Annotated in this window: 15 protein-coding genes and 1 CRISPR repeat array; of the genes, 4 read left to right on the top strand and 11 right to left on the bottom strand. The window is 70.1% G+C overall.

What is annotated here, in order from left to right; genetic code table 11:
- The first annotated feature begins 82 nt into the window (after window positions 1-82).
- A complete protein-coding gene (locus EDC02_RS13780; RefSeq protein ID WP_123602300.1) occupies window positions 83-505 on the top strand; it encodes a flagellar protein FlhE in 423 nt (140 codons plus the stop codon).
- Window positions 506-532: 27 nt separating this feature from the next.
- Here the strand turns inward: EDC02_RS13780 and EDC02_RS13785 are convergent, their stop codons facing one another.
- The 4 genes from EDC02_RS13785 to EDC02_RS13800 are packed head-to-tail and all read right to left on the bottom strand — an operon-like array spanning window position 533 to window position 4917.
- Window positions 533-1507, bottom strand: coding sequence for a carbohydrate ABC transporter permease (locus EDC02_RS13785; protein ID WP_123602301.1), 975 nt, complete (start codon window positions 1505-1507; stop codon window positions 533-535).
- Window positions 1508-1520: 13 nt separating this feature from the next.
- The gene (locus tag EDC02_RS13790) at window positions 1521-2462 is read right to left on the bottom strand and encodes a carbohydrate ABC transporter permease (RefSeq protein ID WP_123602302.1); all 942 of its coding nucleotides are present in this window, start codon (window positions 2460-2462) and stop codon (window positions 1521-1523) included.
- A gap of 43 nt (window positions 2463-2505) precedes the next feature.
- On the bottom strand, window positions 2506-3954 hold the full coding sequence (ngcE, locus tag EDC02_RS13795) for an N-acetylglucosamine/diacetylchitobiose ABC transporter substrate-binding protein (protein WP_123602303.1): 1449 nt from the start codon (window positions 3952-3954) through the stop codon (window positions 2506-2508).
- 12 nt (window positions 3955-3966) lie between these two features.
- A complete protein-coding gene (locus EDC02_RS13800) occupies window positions 3967-4917 on the bottom strand; it encodes a MurR/RpiR family transcriptional regulator (protein WP_123602304.1) in 951 nt (316 codons plus the stop codon).
- Between the two features lie 401 nt (window positions 4918-5318).
- On the opposite strand from EDC02_RS13800, the gene EDC02_RS13805 reads away from it, so the two are divergent.
- A complete protein-coding gene (locus EDC02_RS13805; protein ID WP_255500284.1) occupies window positions 5319-6029 on the top strand; it encodes an alpha/beta fold hydrolase in 711 nt (236 codons plus the stop codon).
- Window positions 6030-6160: 131 nt separating this feature from the next.
- Here the strand turns inward: EDC02_RS13805 and EDC02_RS13810 are convergent, their stop codons facing one another.
- Both EDC02_RS13810 and EDC02_RS13815 read right to left on the bottom strand, forming a co-directional pair.
- Window positions 6161-6355, bottom strand: coding sequence for a DUF397 domain-containing protein (locus EDC02_RS13810; RefSeq protein ID WP_123602306.1), 195 nt, complete (start codon window positions 6353-6355; stop codon window positions 6161-6163).
- Window positions 6346-7137 (bottom strand): helix-turn-helix transcriptional regulator, encoded by a 792-nt coding sequence (locus tag EDC02_RS13815; RefSeq protein ID WP_123602307.1) that lies wholly within the window; start codon window positions 7135-7137, stop codon window positions 6346-6348. Before EDC02_RS13815 ends, EDC02_RS13810 begins: the two co-directional genes overlap by 10 nt.
- A gap of 134 nt (window positions 7138-7271) precedes the next feature.
- Between EDC02_RS13815 and EDC02_RS13820 the strand changes: the two genes are divergently transcribed.
- Both EDC02_RS13820 and EDC02_RS13825 read left to right on the top strand, forming a co-directional pair.
- Window positions 7272-7733, top strand: a complete 462-nt coding sequence (locus tag EDC02_RS13820; RefSeq protein ID WP_123602308.1) for a hypothetical protein — start codon at window positions 7272-7274, stop codon at window positions 7731-7733.
- A gap of 49 nt (window positions 7734-7782) precedes the next feature.
- A complete protein-coding gene (locus EDC02_RS13825) occupies window positions 7783-7998 on the top strand; it encodes a hypothetical protein (protein ID WP_148083451.1) in 216 nt (71 codons plus the stop codon).
- A gap of 190 nt (window positions 7999-8188) precedes the next feature.
- Window positions 8189-10123: a CRISPR direct-repeat array (repeat unit 36 nt; unit sequence GCCTCAATGAAGGGCAGCTCCCGAGGGAGCTGCGAC).
- 325 nt (window positions 10124-10448) lie between these two features.
- Here the strand turns inward: EDC02_RS13825 and EDC02_RS13830 are convergent.
- From EDC02_RS13830 to EDC02_RS13850, 5 genes are read right to left on the bottom strand one after another with little or no spacing between them, the layout of a single operon-like run.
- Window positions 10449-12848 (bottom strand): TIGR03986 family CRISPR-associated RAMP protein, encoded by a 2400-nt coding sequence (locus EDC02_RS13830; protein ID WP_123602310.1) that lies wholly within the window; start codon window positions 12846-12848, stop codon window positions 10449-10451.
- Window positions 12845-13468, bottom strand: coding sequence for a CRISPR-associated protein Csx19 (csx19, locus tag EDC02_RS13835; RefSeq protein WP_148083452.1), 624 nt, complete (start codon window positions 13466-13468; stop codon window positions 12845-12847). Before csx19 ends, EDC02_RS13830 begins: the two co-directional genes overlap by 4 nt.
- Entirely contained in the window at window positions 13465-15171 is a 1707-nt protein-coding gene (locus EDC02_RS13840; protein ID WP_123602312.1) for an RAMP superfamily CRISPR-associated protein, read from the bottom strand. The genes csx19 and EDC02_RS13840 overlap by 4 nt, the downstream gene beginning before the upstream one ends.
- Window positions 15171-17615, bottom strand: a complete 2445-nt coding sequence (locus EDC02_RS13845) for an RAMP superfamily CRISPR-associated protein (RefSeq protein WP_123602313.1) — start codon at window positions 17613-17615, stop codon at window positions 15171-15173. The genes EDC02_RS13840 and EDC02_RS13845 overlap by 1 nt, the downstream gene beginning before the upstream one ends.
- The gene (locus EDC02_RS13850; RefSeq protein ID WP_123602314.1) at window positions 17612-19324 is read right to left on the bottom strand and encodes a hypothetical protein; all 1713 of its coding nucleotides are present in this window, start codon (window positions 19322-19324) and stop codon (window positions 17612-17614) included. Before EDC02_RS13850 ends, EDC02_RS13845 begins: the two co-directional genes overlap by 4 nt.
- Between the last annotated feature and the right edge of the window lie 49 nt (window positions 19325-19373).

Below are 19373 nucleotides of genomic sequence, written 5' to 3' on the forward strand. Positions count from 1 at the left end.
TGTCGAGAACATGGTGAAACATTTCTGAGAGCCGATCGGTCGGTTAGATTCGAGATCCGCCTCAATCATCGGGAGGACGATTATGAAAGCACTACGCCGTACGCTCGTCGCGTTCAGCGCAATCATCGCCGTCATGTTGCCGGCGAATGCCGCCGAGGCGGCGGTGAGCAACTACATGCGCAACCCCATCGGTGGGGTCCTGTACCAGACGAACTGGTGGTACGCCAGCAGCACCGCGTCCGGCACCGCGCCGGCCGGCGCGCTGATCACCACCGTGCACTGGTCGTACAGCCTGAGCAACCACTCAGGGGTCGAGGCGTACCTGTGCATTCCGGCCGGCTGCTCGAAGCTGCCCGGAGCGTCCGGCGTCACCACCGACTTCGTCAACCAGCCCGCGTCGCAGAGCTGGACGTTCTACTTCGCGGTGCCCGCGTCGACCACCCATCTGCTGTCGCCGCCCCGTACCGGGGGCGCGCACATGGTGGACGTCACCTACGTGTACTGACCGCCGCCGGCTGCCTGGAGATGCTGGCTATTTGGAGACGCTGCCGGTGAGGCCGGACTGCACCTGCCGCTGGAAGACGATGTAGACCAGCAGCACCGGCAGCATCGCCATGGTCACCCCGGCGAACAGGCCCGACCAGTCGGACTTGTAGCCCTGGTTCACCGACAGGTCGATCAGGCCCTGGGCGATCACCTGGTTCTTCGCCTCACCGCCGCTGGGCTGCATCAGCAGGTACGGCAGGTACCACTGGTTCCACTGGCCGATCACGTTGAAGATGCCGATGCTGATCAGCCCTGGTTTCGACATCGGCAGCATCACCCGGAAGAACAGCGTGCTGTGCGAGGCGCCGTCCACCATCGCCGCCTCGGCGACCGTGGACGGCAGCGTCTTGAAGAACGAGTGCATGAAGAAGACCGTGAACGCCAGCGACCAGGCCACGTAGACGAGGATCAGCATCACGTGGCTGTTCGGGCCGAGCAGCGGGATGAACACGCCGGTGTTGTAGACACCCTTGTACAGCGGCACCGCGGCCATGAACACCGGCAGGGTCAGCCCGGACAGGAACATGTAGTAGATGACCCGGTTTCCGGGGAACTCGTACCGGGCCAGCACGTAGGCGGCCATCGAGCCGAGCAGCATGGTCAGGAAGACCCCGCCGCCGACGATGAGGATGGTGTTGACGAAGAAGTCGCCGATGCCGCCGTCGACCCAGGCCCGGGCGAAGTTCTCCCAGTGCAGCTGGTCCGGGATCAGCGACAGCGGCTCCCGGATGATCTGCGCGTCGTCCTTGAACGACGACATGACCACCCACAGCAGCGGCAGCACCACCATCGCGCCCCAGATCAGCAGGAACAGGTGGGAGAAGCCGTTGAAGAAGGAGTCGCTGACCGCGCCGGCCCGCCGGGGCGGCCGCGCCCGGGCGGTACGCCGACCGCCGGCGGTCTTCGACGGCGGTGGCGGCGGGCTGGCCGCGCTGGTCGGTGGGTTGGTGACAGTGCTCATCGCGCGGCCCTCCCTAGAATTCGATCCGCTCACGGCGGGTGATCCGCAACTGCACCGCGGCGAGCAGCAGCGTGAAGATGGCCAGCGCGACCCCGATGGCGCAGGCGTAGCCGAACTGGCCCTTGTTGAAGGCGGTGAAGTTGATGACCGAGGCGAACACCTCACTGGCGTGGTCGGGGCCGCCCTGGTTGGGGGTCATCACGAAGACCAGCGCGTACATGTCCAGGGCGATGAAGCCGAGGTAGACCCAGGCGACCGAGATGCTGTCGCGCAGCAGCGGCAGGGTGATCCGCAGGAAGCTGGTCACCCGGCTGGCCCCGTCGAGCATCGCCGCCTCGAAGATGTCCTTCGGGATCGACTGCATGGCGGCGGAGAACAGCACCATGTAGAAACCGACCCCGCCCCAGACGGCGATCAGCAGCAGCCACCACAGCACCGCCGGTACGCCGAGGAACGGCGTCGGGTCGGAGACGAACTTCAGCGGCTGCTCCGCGTCGACCAGACCGATCCTGATCAGGATGCCGTTGAGCAGCCCCTGACTGTCGCCCCGGTAGATGGCGCCCCACATGATGGCGACCAGCACCAGGGACAGCACCTGCGGGAAGAAGAAGATCACCTTGTAGACGCCGGAGCCGCGTACCCCCCGCACGCCGGCCCTGTCCCCGCGCCCTCCCACATTGAGCAGGAAGGCGAGGAACAGGGCCAGCGCGATGGTGAACAACGGCAGGGTGACCAGGAAGAAGACGTTGTGCCAGAACGCCGTACGGATCAGCTCGTCGCCGAACATCCGGACGTAGTTGGCCAGCCCGACGAACTCCTGGGTGTCGGAGTAGCCGCCCCAGTTGGTCAGCGAGTAGCCGGCCGCCTGGGCGTACGGCCAGACGACGTAGAACACGTACAGCGCCACCGGCAGTGCCAGGAAGCCCGTCACGAACCGGGCCTTTCCGTGCTGCATCGTCAGGTCACTTTCTGCTCGGTCGGGTCAGCGGAGCGACGACTCAGGACCGGGTGAACTTGTTCACCGCGTCGTCCGCCGCGATCTCGTCGGCCGCCTGCTGCAGGGTGTCCTGGAACTCCTTGGCGGTCATCCGGCCGGCCATCAGCTCGCCGATCGCGTTCTGCTCCACCTTGTCCAGGTCGGCGTACCAGTCGGGGTGACGGAACGAGACCAGGTCGCCGGGGGCGTTGGTCATCAGCTCGTTGGCCGAGGTCAGCGCGGTGGAGGTGGTGACGTTGTCGCCGGAGCCCTTGACCGAGGCGAGCGAGCTGGTCAGCTCGGCGAACTTGCCGGCGCCCTCCTTGGAGAGCATGGCCCGCAGGAACTCCATGCCGCCGGGGGCGTTGGCGGCCTTCTTCGGCACGATCCAGCCTTCACCGGAGCCGGCCTGCACGGTGCCGTACGGGGCGGCGTCGGTGGCGCCGACGTTCCACACCGGGGCGATCTTCATCTGGAAGCCGCCCGGGATGGTGGCCCGCATCTCGTTCTCCAGCCAGGTGCCGCAGGGCAGGAACGCCGCCTTGCCGTCCAGCCATGCCTGCTGCGACTCGGTGTGGGTCAGGGTGTCGCTGCCGGTGAGGGTGTAGCCGTCGGCGACCATCTTCTCGACGGCGCTCATCGCGGCGGTGACCGCGTCGGTCTGCCAGGCGCCTTCGGCGAGGTTGTCGATGTCGACGACCGCCTGGCGGCCGCCGGCCAGCCAGATCCAGGTCATGATCGGCCAGCGCATGTAGTACGGGTACTTGCCGGCGAAGGCGAACGGTGCGACACCGGCCGCCTTGATCTGCGGGGCGAGGGTGAAGAACTCGTCGAAGCTGGTCGGCACCGCCCACCCGTTGCGGTCGAACAACGCCTGGTCGAACCAGAGACCGAACACCGTGTACGCGTAGTTGAGCTGGAAGAACTCGCCGTCGAACGTACCGTCGTCGACGGTGCCGGGCAGCAGCGTGTCGCGGACCTTGACGGCCGGGTCGTCCCAGCTCGGCGCGTCCAGCAGCGGGGTCAGCTCGGTCAGCGCGCCCTCGTTGATCAGGGTGTCGATCGCCATCAGGTCGGCACCCGAGTTGTTGATCAGGTCGGCCGGGGTGGTGGAGAACTTGGGCTGCTGCTCGGTCTTGATCTTCTGGGTGGAGCTGAGGTTGACCGTGACGCTGTCGTGCTTGGCCACGAACAGCGTCTTGTCGAACTCCGGGTACTCGTCACCGAGGCCGCCGTTGAACACGACGACGTCGACGCTGCTGCCGTCGGCGACACCGAACGGGTTGTCGGCGCTCTTGGTGCCGGTCTCCGTACCCGTGCCGGGGTCGCTGCCGGCGCAGGCGGAGAGCAGGCCGGCCGCCGGACCGGCCAGCAGCCCGGCGGCGGCCGCGCGGCGCAGCAGGGTCCGCCGACGCACCGAGGCGCCGGCGACGGCGGACGGGATCCGCACGGAATCGGGGTAGATCGACATGATGTGTGCTCCTCAGCTGGGGGTTTCGGCGGGGCGGATCGTGCTCCGGTCGACGGCCTTGTGACCGTCGACGGCTCGGGCGGTGCGGCGGAACGCCGCGTGCGCGCGGTCGTGGGTCCGCTGCGCGACGGCGACGTAGAGCAGGTCGAGGACGACGAGCTGGGGGTGCCGGGCGGAGAGCGCGTCCGGCCGGAAGGTGGTCGCCTGGGGGGCGGTGAGCAGGACGATGTCGGCCAGGTCGGCCAGGGTGGAGCGGGGGAAACTGGTGAGCGCGACGGTGGTCGCGCCGTGGCTGCCGGCCTCGGCGACCATCTCGATGGTCTCCCGGGTCTGGCCGGTGTGTGAGATGCCGAGGGCCACATCGCCGTCGCGCATCAGCGCCGCGCTGGCCAGGCCGTTGTGCAGGTCGGTCCAGGCCCAGGCGGGTACGCCGATGCGGTGCAGGCTGAACTGCATCTCCTCGCCGACCAGGGCGCTGCCGCTGGCGCCGAAGATGTTGACCCGGCTGGCGGCGGCGACCGCGTCGGCGGCCTGCTCGACCTGGGTGAGGTCGAGCAGGGCGGCGGTGTCGTGCATGGCCTGGGTGTCGGCGGCCATGATCTGGCCGAGCACCCGGTCGAGCGGGTCGCCGGGCTGGATCTCCCGGCCGATGTCGACGGTCCAGCCGGCGGCGCGGGCCCGGCCGGTCTCGGCGGCGATGCCGAGCCGCAGGTCGGCGTAGCCGTCGAAGCCGAGCGCCCGGCAGAACCGGGTGACCGTCGCCGGTGAGGTACCGCTGCGTTCGGCCAGCTCGACGATGGTGGCGCGGGCGGCCGCGGCCGGGTCGGTCAACACCTGGTCGGCGACCCGGCGCAGCGCACCGGTGAACTCGGTGAGCCGGATCCGGGCGAGCACCGTGTCGGCCGGCCCCGGGGCGTCGACCACCGCGGTCCCCGCGGGGATCTCCACCTCGCTGTCAGCCATCGGCGTCGACCTTTCGGGAAGGACTGTTAACTGTTAGTGGTAAAAGTTCTTACTAACACCCCCTCCGTGTCAAGACCGTGGGCGAAGTTTTCAAACCGTTACCGGCTGGGAGCGCTACCACCTGGCCAAACCCCTCGATCATGATCAGGACCGCGGCATCGATGCCGCTATGCTCCGGCGGTGGCACACGCACGACTCTGGTTCGGCCAGTACGACACCGAGTCCGTCTTCGCCTCGGCCCTGCGCGCCGTCCGTCACTCGGTCCGCGACACCGACAGCCATTCCGGTTCTGCCGGACCAGGGACGGCATCCGACTCGCCTACACCGTCACCGGCGCCGGTCCCCCGCTGATCTCCACCGCCAACTGGCTGACCCACCTCGGTCTGGACCGACGCGATCCGATGTGGATCCACTGGTACCGGGACCTGATGCGCAACAGCCGACGGGGGCTGCGCTACGACGAGCGGGGCTGCGGGCTGTCCGACTGGTGCCCGCCGTCGGCCTCACCGCAGGTGTGGGTCGAGGACCTCGACACCGTCGCCGACGCCGCCGGATACGGCACCTTCGCGATCATCGGTACGGCGCAGGCCGCCGCCACCGCGATCGCCTACGCGGCGCTGCGCCCGGACCGGGTCACCCGGATGGTCCTGATCAGCAGCCACGCCCGGGGCCGGCAGGCCCGCGCCCGCACCGATCTGGACCGCCGGGTCGCCGACGTCGACCTGGACCTGGCCACGGTCGCCTGGCAGTCCGCCGACCCGAGCTTCCTGCGCGCCTACGCCGCCCAGTTCCTGCCCAACGCCGCCCCGGCCGAGCTGGACGCGTACATCGCCTTCACCCGACGCACCACGTCGCTGGAGAACCTGGTCCGCTTCTTCCAGATGATCACCACTATGGACGTGTTCCCGCTGACGGGGCAGGTCCGCTGCCCCACGCTGATCCTGCACGCCCGCAACGACCCCCGGGTCCCCGCCTCGGACGCCACGGAACTCGCCGCGCTGATCGACGACAGCCGGTTGGTGCTGCTCGACAGCGCCAACCACCTGTTCACCGCGACCGAACCCGCCTGGGCCGAACTGGTCCGCCACGTCGACGACTTCCTCGACGACTGATCCAGCGACACCGGCCGACGGTCACCGGGTGGAGGTCTACTGGGAGCCTCCGCCGACAACCGAAGGTTGAGCAGGGTGGCTCCGGTAGGTGGTGGGGCGGCGACGCACCGGCCCACCACCTACCGGACAGTTCACTGCCGGGCGAGGGCGCCGGCCACGAAGGACCGCCACGCGGTCGGACCGAACGTCAGCACCGGACCATCCTGATCCTTCGAGTCCCGCACCAGCACCCGACCAGGCAGGTTGTCGGCAACCTCCACACAGTCACCGCCCTGGCCGTTGCTACGGCTGGACTTGCGCCAGCGGGGTGCGTCGATCAACTCCACGACTCTGCTACCTCCATGATCAGATCAAGGGATGACCCTCTGGGCAGAGCGTAGCCTCGGACCGCCTCCCAGAGCTCCTCCAGCAGCGCGACATCATCGGGATCCTCGATCACCTGACCGCCCAGCGGTCCGTCCAGGATTGCGACGGTGCGGCCGTCTACGGTTCCGATAGCCACCGGACCATTCAAGCCGGGGTACGACCCTGTCGAAGATGGCACTACCGCTACCTCGACGTTGGACTGCGAGCAAGCCTTGACGATCGTCTGGAGCTGCTCGCGCATTACCGCCGGCCCACCAATCGGGCGTCGTAACACGGTCTCGTCCAGGACAGCGAACAACCGGCATGGAGTGTCGGTGCGGTGGAGTACGTCCGACCGCGCCAAGCGCCCAGCCACCGCCGACTCGATATCCGACACGCGGGTCCCCCCGTCGGACAGGATGGCGCGGGCGTACTCCTCGGTCTGTAGCAGGCCTGGCACGACCAGTGGTTGGAACGAACGGATCATGGTGGCGTTGCGTTCGTGCTCCAGCCACGGCCGGACCCAGATCGGCTGGCCGAAGTTGGCGCGGGCCTCCGCCGCCAACTCCCGGAACATGTCGCCCGAGTCAAAGAGCGCGTCCAGCCGGCGCGCGGTGTCCGGCTTTGGAATGAGTCGGCTGGTCTCGAACTTCGCGATCAGGGACGACGAGACGTTGAGCCGTGCCGCCAACTGCTCCTGCGTCATACCGGCCTGATTCCGAGCGAATTTCAGGATCCGCGCCAGCGCGCTGTAGCCACTCATCTTTCCTCATCCTTCCCCTCAGGTTAGAAGAACAGTCCGATTCGCTGCCCGCTGTCAATCTTTCATAATCCTGCGTCGACGTCCAGGGTGGATCATGACAGGCATGAACGTCCCCGCCGCAAGGGAGATCCACTGTGTTGCGCAACGACGGTATCGGCGGCACGCCACGACTTGCCCGCTACACCTCGATCGGTACGCCGCCGCACTCCGAACCCACCCCGAACCGGCCGCCGCTGCCCCGGCGTACCCCCGGTCAAAACGACGTCGACTCCGACCGCCGGTTCCGCCTGGCCACGGCGCGCGGGGCCGGCGAAGCACCAACCGGCGCACGCGCCGACGCGACCGCCGCGCCCCGCAGCCCGGCCGCCCAGCGGGCACTCACCCGGGCGCTCGACGTGCTCAACGTGCATCTGCCCAGCCGGCTCGGCGAATGCCGCCGGTGCGACGTCGCGGCACCCTGCAAGCCTTTCCTCCGCGCGCTGGTGATCGTGCAACGCTGGGATCCGGCCAAGGCCCGCCGGGTACGGGCCGTCCTGCACCTGTCCGGTCTGTGGTCGCCGGGACAGCAGCCCCGCGAGGACGACGCCAGCGCCTGACGAACTCTTGCGCGTCGGAGACAACCTCCGTCTCGGCAAAGCCGACTGGGTGTACGGCGACCGCGCCATACGGGTCCGCGTCTCCGACATCCGGTACGGCCACGACGACCCGAACTCCCCCGTCATCGGCATCCTGGCGACCGTCACCGGAGCCGGCCGCGACGGCCGGATGGTGTCGATCGCCGTCTACAAGAGCACGCTCACCCGACCAGGTGTCCGCGAACCCCACCGTCGGTCCGCCAACAGTGTCGATCCCGAAATTTGAGCCGCCCGGCACACGTAGGACCCGACCGCCCGGGGCGGGCTGGCCGTCGCAGGTCCCTGCGATGGCCAGCCCGCTCCGGTAGCGACCACCCTGCAAACCACCAGGCGGCTTCACCATCGACCCAGCCTCGGCAAAGAGCAGTTTCTCAAGCTGCGACCCGCATCTACGAGCCGCTGACGCACTCCCCGCTGCCTCAATGAAGGGCAGCTCCCGAGGGAGCTGCGACCGACAACAAGATCCGGCCGCCACCGCATCGGCGTGGAGCCTCAATGAAGGGCAGCTCCCGAGGGAGCTGCGACCGTCGCCGTCAGACAACCTGGCCTACCTGACCCTCACGCCTCAATGAAGGGCAGCTCCCGAGGGAGCTGCGACCTGTCGAACAAGCTCTCGGCGCTGGCCAAGAAGGTCAAGCCTCAATGAAGGGCAGCTCCCGAGGGAGCTGCGACTGGACGTCCGCCACACCAACTGGCTTGGCCGGCTCCTCATGCCTCAATGAAGGGCAGCTCCCGAGGGAGCTGCGACCTTGTCGTCCGGGGTCTCCGCCCGTTCCAGCACGGGCCTCAATGAAGGGCAGCTCCCGAGGGAGCTGCGACCTTGTCGTCCGGGGTCTCCGCCCGTTCCAGCACGGGCCTCAATGAAGGGCAGCTCCCGAGGGAGCTGCGACCATCGCCGCTGTTGCCCTGGTCGCATTCTTGGTCATCAAGCCTCAATGAAGGGCAGCTCCCGAGGGAGCTGCGACCATCGGGATCCAGCGTCGGCACGTCGCCCGGGTCGAAGCCTCAATGAAGGGCAGCTCCCGAGGGAGCTGCGACCCATCGGTGCCACCACCCACCGGCGGCTTGGTCCGGCCTCAATGAAGGGCAGCTCCCGAGGGAGCTGCGACCAAGACGAAGGTGATGCCACGGCCGTTCGTGGCAGGCCTCAATGAAGGGCAGCTCCCGAGGGAGCTGCGACCAGGTGCCGCCGAGCATGGCGTTGATCCAGGCGTGCGCCTCAATGAAGGGCAGCTCCCGAGGGAGCTGCGACACGTGGCGCGCGTGGCGAGGCTGACCGAACAACAGCCTCAATGAAGGGCAGCTCCCGAGGGAGCTGCGACGGACTAGCGGCCCGCCTCGGCACATCGCGCGCCAGCCCGGGCCTCAATGAAGGGCAGCTCCCGAGGGAGCTGCGACTCCGGCCCAACCAGTGAGGAATCAGATGAACCCCCGACAAGCCTCAATGAAGGGCAGCTCCCGAGGGAGCTGCGACCAAGAGCCTGCAGGCGCCGCTGGTGACCGGGGACGAGCCTCAATGAAGGGCAGCTCCCGAGGGAGCTGCGACCTCGAAGAGCGAATGCAGCGCCGCCACGACGTGGGCTAGCCTCAATGAAGGGCAGCTCCCGAGGGAGCTGCGACCGTGACGAGCATGTCGATGTGCGTCTTGCTGACGATGCCTCAATGAAGGGCAGCTCCCGAGGGAGCTGCGACCGTACACCCCTAGTAGCGCCTCGTTGACCTGGCCCGTGCCTCAATGAAGGGCAGCTCCCGAGGGAGCTGCGACCTCAGCCTCGTTCAGCCCGCCGGTGGTCACCTGGCCTCAATGAAGGGCAGCTCCCGAGGGAGCTGCGACGTACGGGGTTCGTGACTCCCACCGCGCCAGGTGGGGCAGCCTCAATGAAGGGCAGCTCCCGAGGGAGCTGCGACAAACCCGCCAAGCACTCGTCGCCGAGGTGCAGACGCCTCAATGAAGGGCAGCTCCCGAGGGAGCTGCGACTCGACGATCGACCGGGCGGTCGACGTTTTGCCGGTGCCGGCGCCTCAATGAAGGGCAGCTCCCGAGGGAGCTGCGACGATCGGCGGCGACGGCAAGACGTACGGGCCGAAGCAGCCTCAATGAAGGGCAGCTCCCGAGGGAGCTGCGACATTGAGCGCTACGGCGAGCAGATTCAGGCCCGACTGGGTGCCTCAATGAAGGGCAGCTCCCGAGGGAGCTGCGACTCCGGCCCGCCTGCCGGGTCGGCGACCGCCGACCTGATGCGCCTCAATGAAGGGCAGCTCCCGAGGGAGCTGCGACTCTATACTCCGCCTACCGGAAATCGCAGAGAAAAGAAGCCTCAATGAAGGGCAGCTCCCGAGGGAGCTGCGACAGGGTCAAAATTTTACCCCTCCTGACCTGCGCCGGAGCGACCGGTCCGCGAAGGGTCCGCCGGCAGAGGGTCTTGCGACGGCCCCACAGCCATCATCGTCCACTACGGAACAGGTGCTGAGCAGGGAAAACAGCTCCGCGAAGGGTCCGCGCTCACGGCCGTCATGACGGACCCTTCGCGGCGGGCGGCGATTGGGCTACCGGATTTGCCAGAGCACGGCTGGCGATCGAGCCACTACAGCCGATCACATCGAGAGACCGACTGGTGCCCTTCCGGTAGCGTACCGAGGTTGCCGGACAAGGATGATCCCTGCCGCCCGCTGTCGTCAGCCCCCGCCACTGCCGAGGTACGGCAGCCGTTGCTCGAGGTCGCGTACATGCGGCAACGCCCATCCCTCCACGACCGCCTTCTTCTCCAGCCGTTCGTTCGCGACGAACCACTCGTAGCTTTCGGCCTGCGGCCGGCGGGTCATCCGGGGGTAGTGCACCTGCTCGGTGACGGGCCTGGCGGCGGCCAGGTACGACTCGGTGGCCTCGCGCAGCACCTCGTTGCCCTTCGCTATCGTGGCGAATCGGTCTGCGAGTTCGGTCAGCCGAGCCGCCTCGACCGGATCGGGGCGGGTCAGCCGCAGCCAGCCGGCCTGGACTCCGGCGGCATCCCACAGTCGCGTCCGGTGCCCGTCGAGCTGGACGTCGACGACACCGAAGCCGTACGGCTTGCCGGCGCCAAGCCGCAACGGCGTGTCGCCGCCACGGGTGACCAGCCACAGCAGGGCACCGAGTTCGGCCTCCGGCGCAGCGTCGAGGAACAGCTCGACCTGGAAGGTCACGCCGGGTCGCACCCAACCTCGGTGACGGGCCAGCTGCGTGGCGTGATCCGTGCGCTGCCTGGGCAGGGCCAGGTAGCCAGGGTCGGGAACGGTGCGGTCGCGGCCGGGCTCCCAGTGGTCCGGGGCTTCCGCCCGCCAGCGGTACATCTTGCGGCCGCGTAGCCCGCCGTCGGCGGAATACCCGTCGGCTTTGCGCACCCCTCGCCGAAGAGGTGTCCCGGCGTTGTCGGAAGCGGCGTAGAAGCGGGACTGGGTGGGTTTGGGGGTGCTCAGCGGAGCGAGGACGACCCCGTCCGGCGGGAACCCGGCGGGTTTCCAGTCGGGGGTGACGCAGGTGACCGACCGGACGCGCAGCCGGCCCCGGTAGCCCGACGCGCCGTCGTTGGCCCCGGAACCGTCGTCGCCGCCACCGGACGGCACCCACCCGAACAAACGGTCCGCCGGGGAGAGCTGAGCGCGGTCCTGCGCCGGGCGCAGGCTGGGATGCAGCAGATCGTCGGGCGCGGCGGCGAACGGCAGCCGACCGATCATGACCGGGTGGACCTCGGTGATCTCGTTCCGCGACTGGTCGTACCTGACATAGACGAGGGTGCCCACCGGGAGTTCCCGCAGCTCTGGGTTGCTGGGTACGTGCCAGGACCGTTCGATGCTCCCGGCTGTCACCGGGTCACGGCGGTAGGTGGCCTGCGGGTCGTTGTACCCGTTGGCCAGGTCGTAGGCCCGCAGCACGGACTGCCAGTAGCGTTTGTGGTCGTCGGTGATCGGCACGTCGAGACCGGGGGTCTCCACGAACAGCCGTTCGTACCGCTTTGTCTTGATGGATTTCCCGGTCGCGGAGAGCCAGCCCCACACGATCCGGTGCCGCCCGTCGGTGGCACGATCCGACGTGACGCCCTGCTCTGCCAGGCCCGCGAGCAGCTCCTTCTCGGTGCGGGCCAGGTGGGTTACCCGCCAGGCACTGGCACCACCCTCGCCGTCGCGCCCGAGGACGACCCGGGCGTGGACCTCGGCTCCGTGGTGCACCGTCAACGGTTTGCCGGCCAGGTCACCGAGGAGGCCGGCGGGTCGGCTGCCGTAGGCGGGCACCAGGGCCGCGTACTGGGTCTGGTTTCCGCTGGTCCGCGCCCAGCCGGTGGCTCCCCGACACAGCCGGAAGGCAGTGGTTCCGTCGGCGAGCTGGTGGACCCGCGCCGGGGTGAGATTCAACGCGGCGTCGGTGGTGGCCCGGTGGGCGAGCCGCTCCTGATGGCCGAAGAAGACCCCGTACCGGCTGGCGGTGACCGTCTCCACGGCACTGCGCAGGGCACCCTTGACGGAGGCGCAGTGGATCAGTGGCAGACCGTCCGGGTCGACCCGGACATCGAAGGTACGGATGCCGTCAGCGGGCTGCGTCGCTGCGCGCACCGGCAGTAGCAGCGGGGTGACGGTCGTCAAGGTCAAGGTCAGGGTGCCGCTGAACTGTCCGTCCGTGTGAAAGGCGTGGCTGGGCGGCGCGGCGTCGTCGAGGCCGGTGTCGGCCAGGCGGGTGCCGTCCCGGTCCGTCCGGGGCAGGGTCGGCACGAACGTGTACGGGTTGACGAAGCCGCCCACGGAGTCGAGCCGCTTTGTCCGATCCGGGTCGGTGGTGACCCTCGCCAGCGGGGCGACACCGACGAGCTGGGCCGTCCGCTTCCCGTTGGCGGCCAGATCGGTGACGACGGTGACGGTGACGGTGTCGCCCTCGGCCATGGTGGCCACATGTTCGGTGAGGGCACCGTCCCACTCGGCCGGGCCGAGGCGTTTCGGCTTTGCCGCCTTGCCTCTACCGCTGCTGTCGATCACCCCTTCGAGGTGGCCGTCCCGCTTGGTCAGCTCGGCCTGGACCCTGCGCTTCAGCTTGTCGTTCGACGTACTCATGCCGTCGTCCTTCCCTGCTCGCGCGCGGCCCTGGCGTCCGCGACCGCGCCCCGCAGCGCGACCGTACGGACGTCGGCGACGTCGAGGTTGCCGTGGATGTCCTCGACGAGGTATTCGACGGTCTCCACGGTGAGCGCCCTGGCACCGACCGCCGTCACCGGCAGGTGCGCGGCGGCGTACCGGTCGCTGGCCAGCGTGGTCCAGCCGGCTCTGGGATGCTGCTGCGGGATTCCGGCCAGCAGCCGCCGGTGGGTGTCACCGCGTCGCGGTGCCGGCTCAGCGGTGACCGGCCGGCCGGGCGGCAGGTGGTCCGGGTCCTCGCCGAGGGCGACCGTGGTGCCGCGTCCATCGGGTTCGCGCAGCCAGCGCAGTTCCCGTTCACCGTCGAACAGCAGCAGCTCGTACGCTTCGGCGAGGACGTCGTCGGCCTCGCTGACATGTTCGACAGCTCCGTCGGGGCCGATCGACAGCCAGGTGGCGGCGCCAGCGGAGAAGGTGTAGCCGAGGGTTTGGCCCGCCCCTGCCGGGCGGGCGGTGAACCAGCTGACCGCGTCGGCGGCGGTGAGCGGGGTGGCGGCACGAACGGCGTGCAGGGTCACGCCGAGGGCGGTTTCTCTCACGCTGGATTCTCCTGGAACTGGTTCTCCCACCTGGCCATCGCGTCGACGATGTCCGTGGGTGGGTCGGCGAGGATGGCGTCGAGGGTGCGGCCGGCCAGCGACTGCCACGCACCGACCAGACCGGCACCCTCGAAGGTCACATCGGTGACCTCGATCTGGCCTCGGCCCCGGGTGCTGCCGTAGCCGAGGGTCAACCAGCCGTCCCGCAGGTCGCGCAGGACGAGCAGCAGCAGCGGCAGCGCGGCCGTGGCAGACGCGTGCCGGGGGTCGGACCGGTCGAGCCGGGCGAAGCGAGCGAGCCGGGCGACGTCGACCTCGATGCGGATCGGCTCCCACCGGACGGTGGGGCCCGGCTCCAGGACGCTGAACAGTCGGTGGTCGCTGGCTCCCCCGGTCCACCGGTCGATGGCGACATGGTCGCTGATCTGGAAGGGCACCTCCGGCGAAATGTCGCCGAGCAGGCCGTACAGCCGGGTGCGGGCCTGGTCGCGGTCGCTGTTGCGGTCCGCGCGTTCCTGGCGGGGCTCGGTGCCCGGTGTCGTCCGGGCGGTCGCGGCCCGCGCCTTCGGACTGACGGTGACCACGCTGTTCCAGCTCTGTGCGCTGAGCTGGCCGAGGCTGTGGCAGTCGGCCACGCTCACCGCGCCCCGCCAGCCGGTGGTGTCCTGGCTGCCGGGTCGGCCCTGCCGGTGCCCATCCGGTGCCGCCCCGAACAGCACGTCGACGCCGACCGGTGGTCGGCGCAGCGTCTCCCCGAAGCTGTCGCCGTCAGCATGGTCAGGGGCGTCCTGTTGCAGCAGGGTACGCATGATCCGTTCGGCGTGGGACCGCACGACACCACGGATCGACGAGCCGGGCAGCAGCAGCCGCACGGTGCCGTCCACATCGGTCGCGGTCAACGGCAGCGTGTCGACCACCGTTCCGCTGAGTGAATCGCGTACCAGGACCGGGGTGGTCGGCCGCCAGGCGACGGTGATCCGCAGCCGGCCGTCCTGCGGCGGCAGCTCCGGGACCAGCGGCCGGGTGGGTTCGGCGGTTCCGGTCAGCCAGGCGACCAGGCCGGCCGGTTCGGACAGGTCGGCGTGCCGGACGGTGACGTCGCGCAGCTGCACCCGCCCGTGGCCACGGCCCCGACCGGCACCGATCGGGACCCGGCCGTGGCTAAGGCCGGCGATGACGGTCTCGACCGCGTCGTGGACCAGCGCCGGCCACCCGCCGGGGTACCCGGGTTCGGGCGCGGTGGTCGGGGTGTCCGCGACCAGACGCAGCGCGAAGGCGGTGCCGGCCGGGAGCACTTCCCGCGTGTAGAGGTAGGCCGCTGCGGCGCTTGCCGACCGGCGGTCGATACCCACACCGTCGCGGACCGCAGGGGTGACCGTTTCGCCGGTCAGCGGGGCGTCGTCGATCCGGATCCAGGACGGTGATCCACTGTGCGAGTACGGCGTGACGTACCCGAAGAGCGCATCCAGCGGCGCGGTTGGTCCCTCGCCACCCGACCGGTCGCCACCGAACCGGTCGACGCTGGCGAGGTACGCCCGGAGGGCTCCGGCGATGGAGGACCCGGGGAGGAAGGGCCGGTCGGTGCCGTCCCGGGCGATACTCAGGTCCGCCAGGGCGGTGGTGTCCCAGCCGCCGACGTGGACCGGGCCGAGGCAGGTCAGGGTCCCGCGCACCTCGATACGGGTGCCGAGCGACTGTCCCATCAGGAAAGCTCCTTCCCAGTGGTGGCGCGGGTGCCGGCGGCCGCCGTGGACCTGGTCCGGCCGAGTGAACGCAGGGCGGTGGTGACCGCAGTCAGCAGCGCCTCCGTGTGCAACTGTTCCCGCAGCGTGTTTTCCCGCCCGGGGGCGAGGACCAGGGCGGGTTGGGCACTGGCCAGCCCGAGCCGCTCCCAGACGAGTCCACGGTCGGTGAGCAGCAACGCGGAGAGGTCATCCAGGACGGGCTCGGTCCAGGTCTCGCGGCGGGCCCGGACCGCCCGGGTGCCCGCCAGCCAGTCGCGGACCATGTCCGCCCCGCCGGTGAGGGTCAGCCGTTCCAGTTGGGCGCGCAGCGACCCGAGCTGTGCCCGCTGGCCGGCCAGCCGGTCGATGCCCTTGATGACCTCTTCTGGCCGCAGCTCGGCGCTGGACCGTCGGATCGCCCGCCGCCACGCCTGGAGTTCGATCGGATGGGCCGGCTCCGCCAGCCCATCCGATCCATCGGACCCGGTCGGCGTGGCCCGCGTCGGCGTGGCCCGCGTCGGCGTGGCCCGCGTCGTCGCGGTCCGCGTCGTCGCGGTCCGCGTCGTCGACGGTGTGGCTCCGGTCGTGAAGTCGACGTCGGGTACGGCGGTCGACAGCTCCGGCGGGTTGAACCGGATCCGGCCGTACCCCTCAACGGTGCGTTCGCCGATGCCGTCGCGTTCCAGCCGGCTGAGCACGGCCGGGTCCAGCTGGCCGGTCACGGTGAGGCGCACGACGCTGCCGGCCCGCAACGCCACCTGGCTGGACCGGGGCCGTCCCCAGGCGACGGCGAATCCTTCCCGCCGAGCCGCATCGGTAGTCGGCCGCCCGGTCACCTCGACCGACGCCGGCGCCAATGCCGCAGACAATGCCCGGGCCAGCCCCTGTGGTGACGGGTCGGGGGCCAGCCGTTCGTCACGCAGCAGGACGTCGGAGACGCACCACACCAGCAGCTGCCCGTCGGTGAGGGTCGGCGGTGGTGGGGTCGGCAGCGGGTCGATCACCCGGACGACCTCGACCAGGCCGAAGTCGTCCTTTCGGGAGCGGCCGAACCGCAACTGCTCTCCCGGCTCCAGTCGCAGCCGCGCCTGCTCCGGCAGCACGATGTCGCTGCAGAGCAGGGTTCCGGCCGCGATGCCGAGATTGGTGAACAGACCACCGCTGGCGACGGTCGGGCGGCGCTGCGCGTCGTCGACGACGGCGTGGGTCGACACCGTCTTCGCCGGGTCGGCCGACCGCCATCCGGTTCCGGCGGGTGCCACCCACCCGGACATGCGTTTGGCCTGTTCCTCCGGTGCCGGTTCACCACAGAGGACGTTGCGGACGGTGCCGCCCCGACCTTTCCCGCTGCGGCGCCACACCGTCGGCACCGGGCGGGCGGGGACCACCGAGGCAGGATCGCCGGGGTCCTCGACCGCCGGTACCGCGTCGCCGACCCGCACGTCGGCCAGGCCGATCCGGGCACGCCCACCACCGTCAGCCGATGGTCCGGGCTGCGTCCGCCGCAGGACCGTGCCGAGCAGCATCGTGCCGGGGATGCTGTCATGGCCACTGATGACGTTTCCCAGCACATCGGCGACGGCCACCACCGGGGTACGGACCCGCAGCACGACCCGCACGACCCGGTGCCGGTCCGGGTGCAGCCGGTCGTACAGGTGCACCTCGACCAGCGGACCGGCCGGCGGTGGCGGTGGCGGGGCGGCGCGCACCCCACCGGCCAGCAGCTCGACCAGCTGGCTGTCGGTCACCGTCGCGTGCGGACCGTCGCCGTCCACCCCGGCACCGGGCAGGAGGAAGGCCGCCCGCCCACCGCCACGGTTGCGTCTGCCGCCGACCGCTTCCACGAGCCGGGCGCCGGCGCGCAACAGCAGCTCCGCCGGCGCGGGAAGCCGATCGGGATCACCTGGGATCGCGGCGGCGACGCTGACCTGGGCGTGTAGCCGCATGCCGCGCAGCGCCCGTTCCTCGACCCGGAGGAACCGGTCGGCCGCCGTACCGGTCTCGTCGTCGATCTTCACCCCGGGACGGAGTACGACAGCGGCCTGCGCCAGCGTCGGCTGACCCCTGACTCCGTCGCGAAGCCAGGCCGGGGCCTGGGCGGGGGTGACCCGCAGGACCGCCGGCGTCGGCTCCTTCCCGGTACGGGCAGAGTCACCTTCCTCGGCCGGTGGGTGGGTACCGAACAGCCAGTCCACCCAGGCCCGCCAGGCCGCCGGCCGGTCGCCGCCCCGGTCGAAGGTGTCCGCCACCGTTTCGCAGGCGTCCCGCCAGATCCCGACGATGGTCTTGGCCGGCACGAACGGCAGGTGGTCGCTGTCGCGGCGGATCTCGGCGTCGATGCTGCCCAACCGGCCCTGGCCGGTGCCGATGTGCCAGTCGCTGAGGAATATCAGGGTGATCTCGAACGTCATGGGCAGCGTCATCGGATGCCTCCCTTGGACGCGGACCGGTCGGTCGACGGGGCCGGGACGAAGGTGTCCAGGCGCAGGCCGTGCAGGTGCATCGCGTCGAACAGCCGCAGGAACGGCGCATCGGTGCCGTCCGTCGGAGGCTGCCGCCCGGTGTCGGTGCCCAGGGTGGGCGGCTGGACGTCGAGAAGGGTGCCGGCCCGGTCCGGGTCGGGTGCGCGGGGCACTGTCAGACCCACCTGGTGGCGGTACTCGGCCAGGCTCCGGTCAGCGGCCTCACGCAGGGCGTGGGCCTGCGCAGTCGATAACCAGCCGGCCCGGTCGAGCCAGCCGTGCACCTCGTCGAGCAGCTCCACACTGCGGTGACGCAGCTCGACGGGCAGGTCCTCGACCGCACCGAGCAGGTAGGGGCCGGCGTAGCGGGCCACCTGTGGGCCGCACTTCGCGGCCGGTTCGGTGTGCTCCCGCAGCAGTGTCAGATCCTGCAGGGTGGCGGCGTGCGCCACGTGCAGGTCGAATGCGGCCAGTGACCGGCCCTGCGGCCTGCGCCGGGTCTCGTCCGCTGATCCGTCCGCTGATCCGTCCGCTGACCGGAACCGTTTGGCTGACACGGTGAGCGCCTCGGCCAGCTCGTACGCGGCCCCGAAGGGGTGATGCGGCTTCACCACCGCCACCCCGGCGGAGGCGGTGAGACCGCCATGGCCGGTGGCCTGCCGGGCGATCGCCGACAGCCTCGGCTGCGCGGCGGTATGCCGGGCGAACCCCTCGGCGAAGGCCCGCACGAACGGCACCGCGAGCGCCGCGTCGCAGATCAGTGTCACGTCGTCTCCGCCGACGACGATCGGCAGCAGCCGCCCGGTCAGCTCCTCCCCCGCCCGCTGGTCCCGCAGGGCGGCGACCGCATCCCGTACCGCGTCCCAGGTCGCCGTCTCCAGCTCCGCGGACACCAACCGCTGGTAGCGCAGATGGGTGGCCAGGTCGACCGGGCCGGTGCCCGCGACCGCCGTGACATGGTCGATGAAGCCACGGAACAGGCCACCGACGCCGTTGCCGTCGGCGTGTACGACCGCCGCCCACCCGCTCTGCCGCAGTACGTCCGTGTTGGCCGGTACGACATCACCGAGTTCGCCGGGCAGCTGCTCCAGGAGCCGCCTGCGGGCCCGATGTCTGGCATCGGATCGGGCCAGCACCCCGGCCGAGGCCGCCACGAGTTCGTCCTCGCCGTACCGTTCCTCGTCGGCGGCCGGTTGGCCACTGTCCCGGCAGAGTCGGTGCCAGGGAAACACCCGGTCCCGCTGCAGGGGATCCCGGCGGGCCGCCCGCACCTCGGCGTGCAGCTCGTACGTCTCACGCCGCGCCGGCTCGTGCGCGGTCGGGTCGGCCGCGTCGAACGGCGGGCCGACCACCCCGGTCACCTGCAGACCGGGGGCCTCCCGCAGCGCCCGGCAGCTGACCTCCCGGATGACGGCCCTGCCGGCGTCGAGCGTGCCGACCAGCAGCAGGGCTTTGCCGGAGGCGGTCATCACCACGGTGGCGTCGGGATCATCGAGTCGCCCGACCGCAGTCGGCACCCACTCGGTGCCGACCTCGTGGACGAGCTGGGACGCCCCGACGACGTGCCGCAGCCGGTTGCTGCCGAAGATGTACCGCTGGTTGCCACCCGTCTCGATCAGCACCCAGTGCCGGCGGCCGGTGTGTTCGGTCGGAGATGGTTCGCCGTTCATGTCCAGAGTCTCGCCATTCGTTCGGTGAAGGGCTGGAAGGTGCGGGTCG

The organism is Micromonospora sp. Llam0 (assembly GCF_003751085.1).
GTDB lineage: Bacteria > Actinomycetota > Actinomycetes > Mycobacteriales > Micromonosporaceae > Micromonospora_E.

What these genes read in the sequence shown, in the direction of transcription:
- EDC02_RS13780 (WP_123602300.1), top strand. Translation starts at nt 83, where the DNA reads ATGAAAGCACTACGCCGTACGCTCGTCGCGTTCAGCGCAATCATCGCC.
- EDC02_RS13785 (WP_123602301.1), bottom strand. Translation starts at nt 1,507, where the DNA reads ATGAGCACTGTCACCAACCCACCGACCAGCGCGGCCAGCCCGCCGCCA.
- EDC02_RS13790 (WP_123602302.1), bottom strand. Translation starts at nt 2,462, where the DNA reads ATGCAGCACGGAAAGGCCCGGTTCGTGACGGGCTTCCTGGCACTGCCG.
- ngcE (WP_123602303.1), bottom strand. Translation starts at nt 3,954, where the DNA reads ATGTCGATCTACCCCGATTCCGTGCGGATCCCGTCCGCCGTCGCCGGC.
- EDC02_RS13800 (WP_123602304.1), bottom strand. Translation starts at nt 4,917, where the DNA reads ATGGCTGACAGCGAGGTGGAGATCCCCGCGGGGACCGCGGTGGTCGAC.
- EDC02_RS13805 (WP_255500284.1), top strand. Translation starts at nt 5,319, where the DNA reads ATGTGGATCCACTGGTACCGGGACCTGATGCGCAACAGCCGACGGGGG.
- EDC02_RS13815 (WP_123602307.1), bottom strand. Translation starts at nt 7,137, where the DNA reads ATGAGTGGCTACAGCGCGCTGGCGCGGATCCTGAAATTCGCTCGGAAT.
- EDC02_RS13830 (WP_123602310.1), bottom strand. Translation starts at nt 12,848, where the DNA reads ATGAGTACGTCGAACGACAAGCTGAAGCGCAGGGTCCAGGCCGAGCTG.
- EDC02_RS13840 (WP_123602312.1), bottom strand. Translation starts at nt 15,171, where the DNA reads ATGGGACAGTCGCTCGGCACCCGTATCGAGGTGCGCGGGACCCTGACC.
- EDC02_RS13845 (WP_123602313.1), bottom strand. Translation starts at nt 17,615, where the DNA reads ATGACGCTGCCCATGACGTTCGAGATCACCCTGATATTCCTCAGCGAC.
- EDC02_RS13850 (WP_123602314.1), bottom strand. Translation starts at nt 19,324, where the DNA reads ATGAACGGCGAACCATCTCCGACCGAACACACCGGCCGCCGGCACTGG.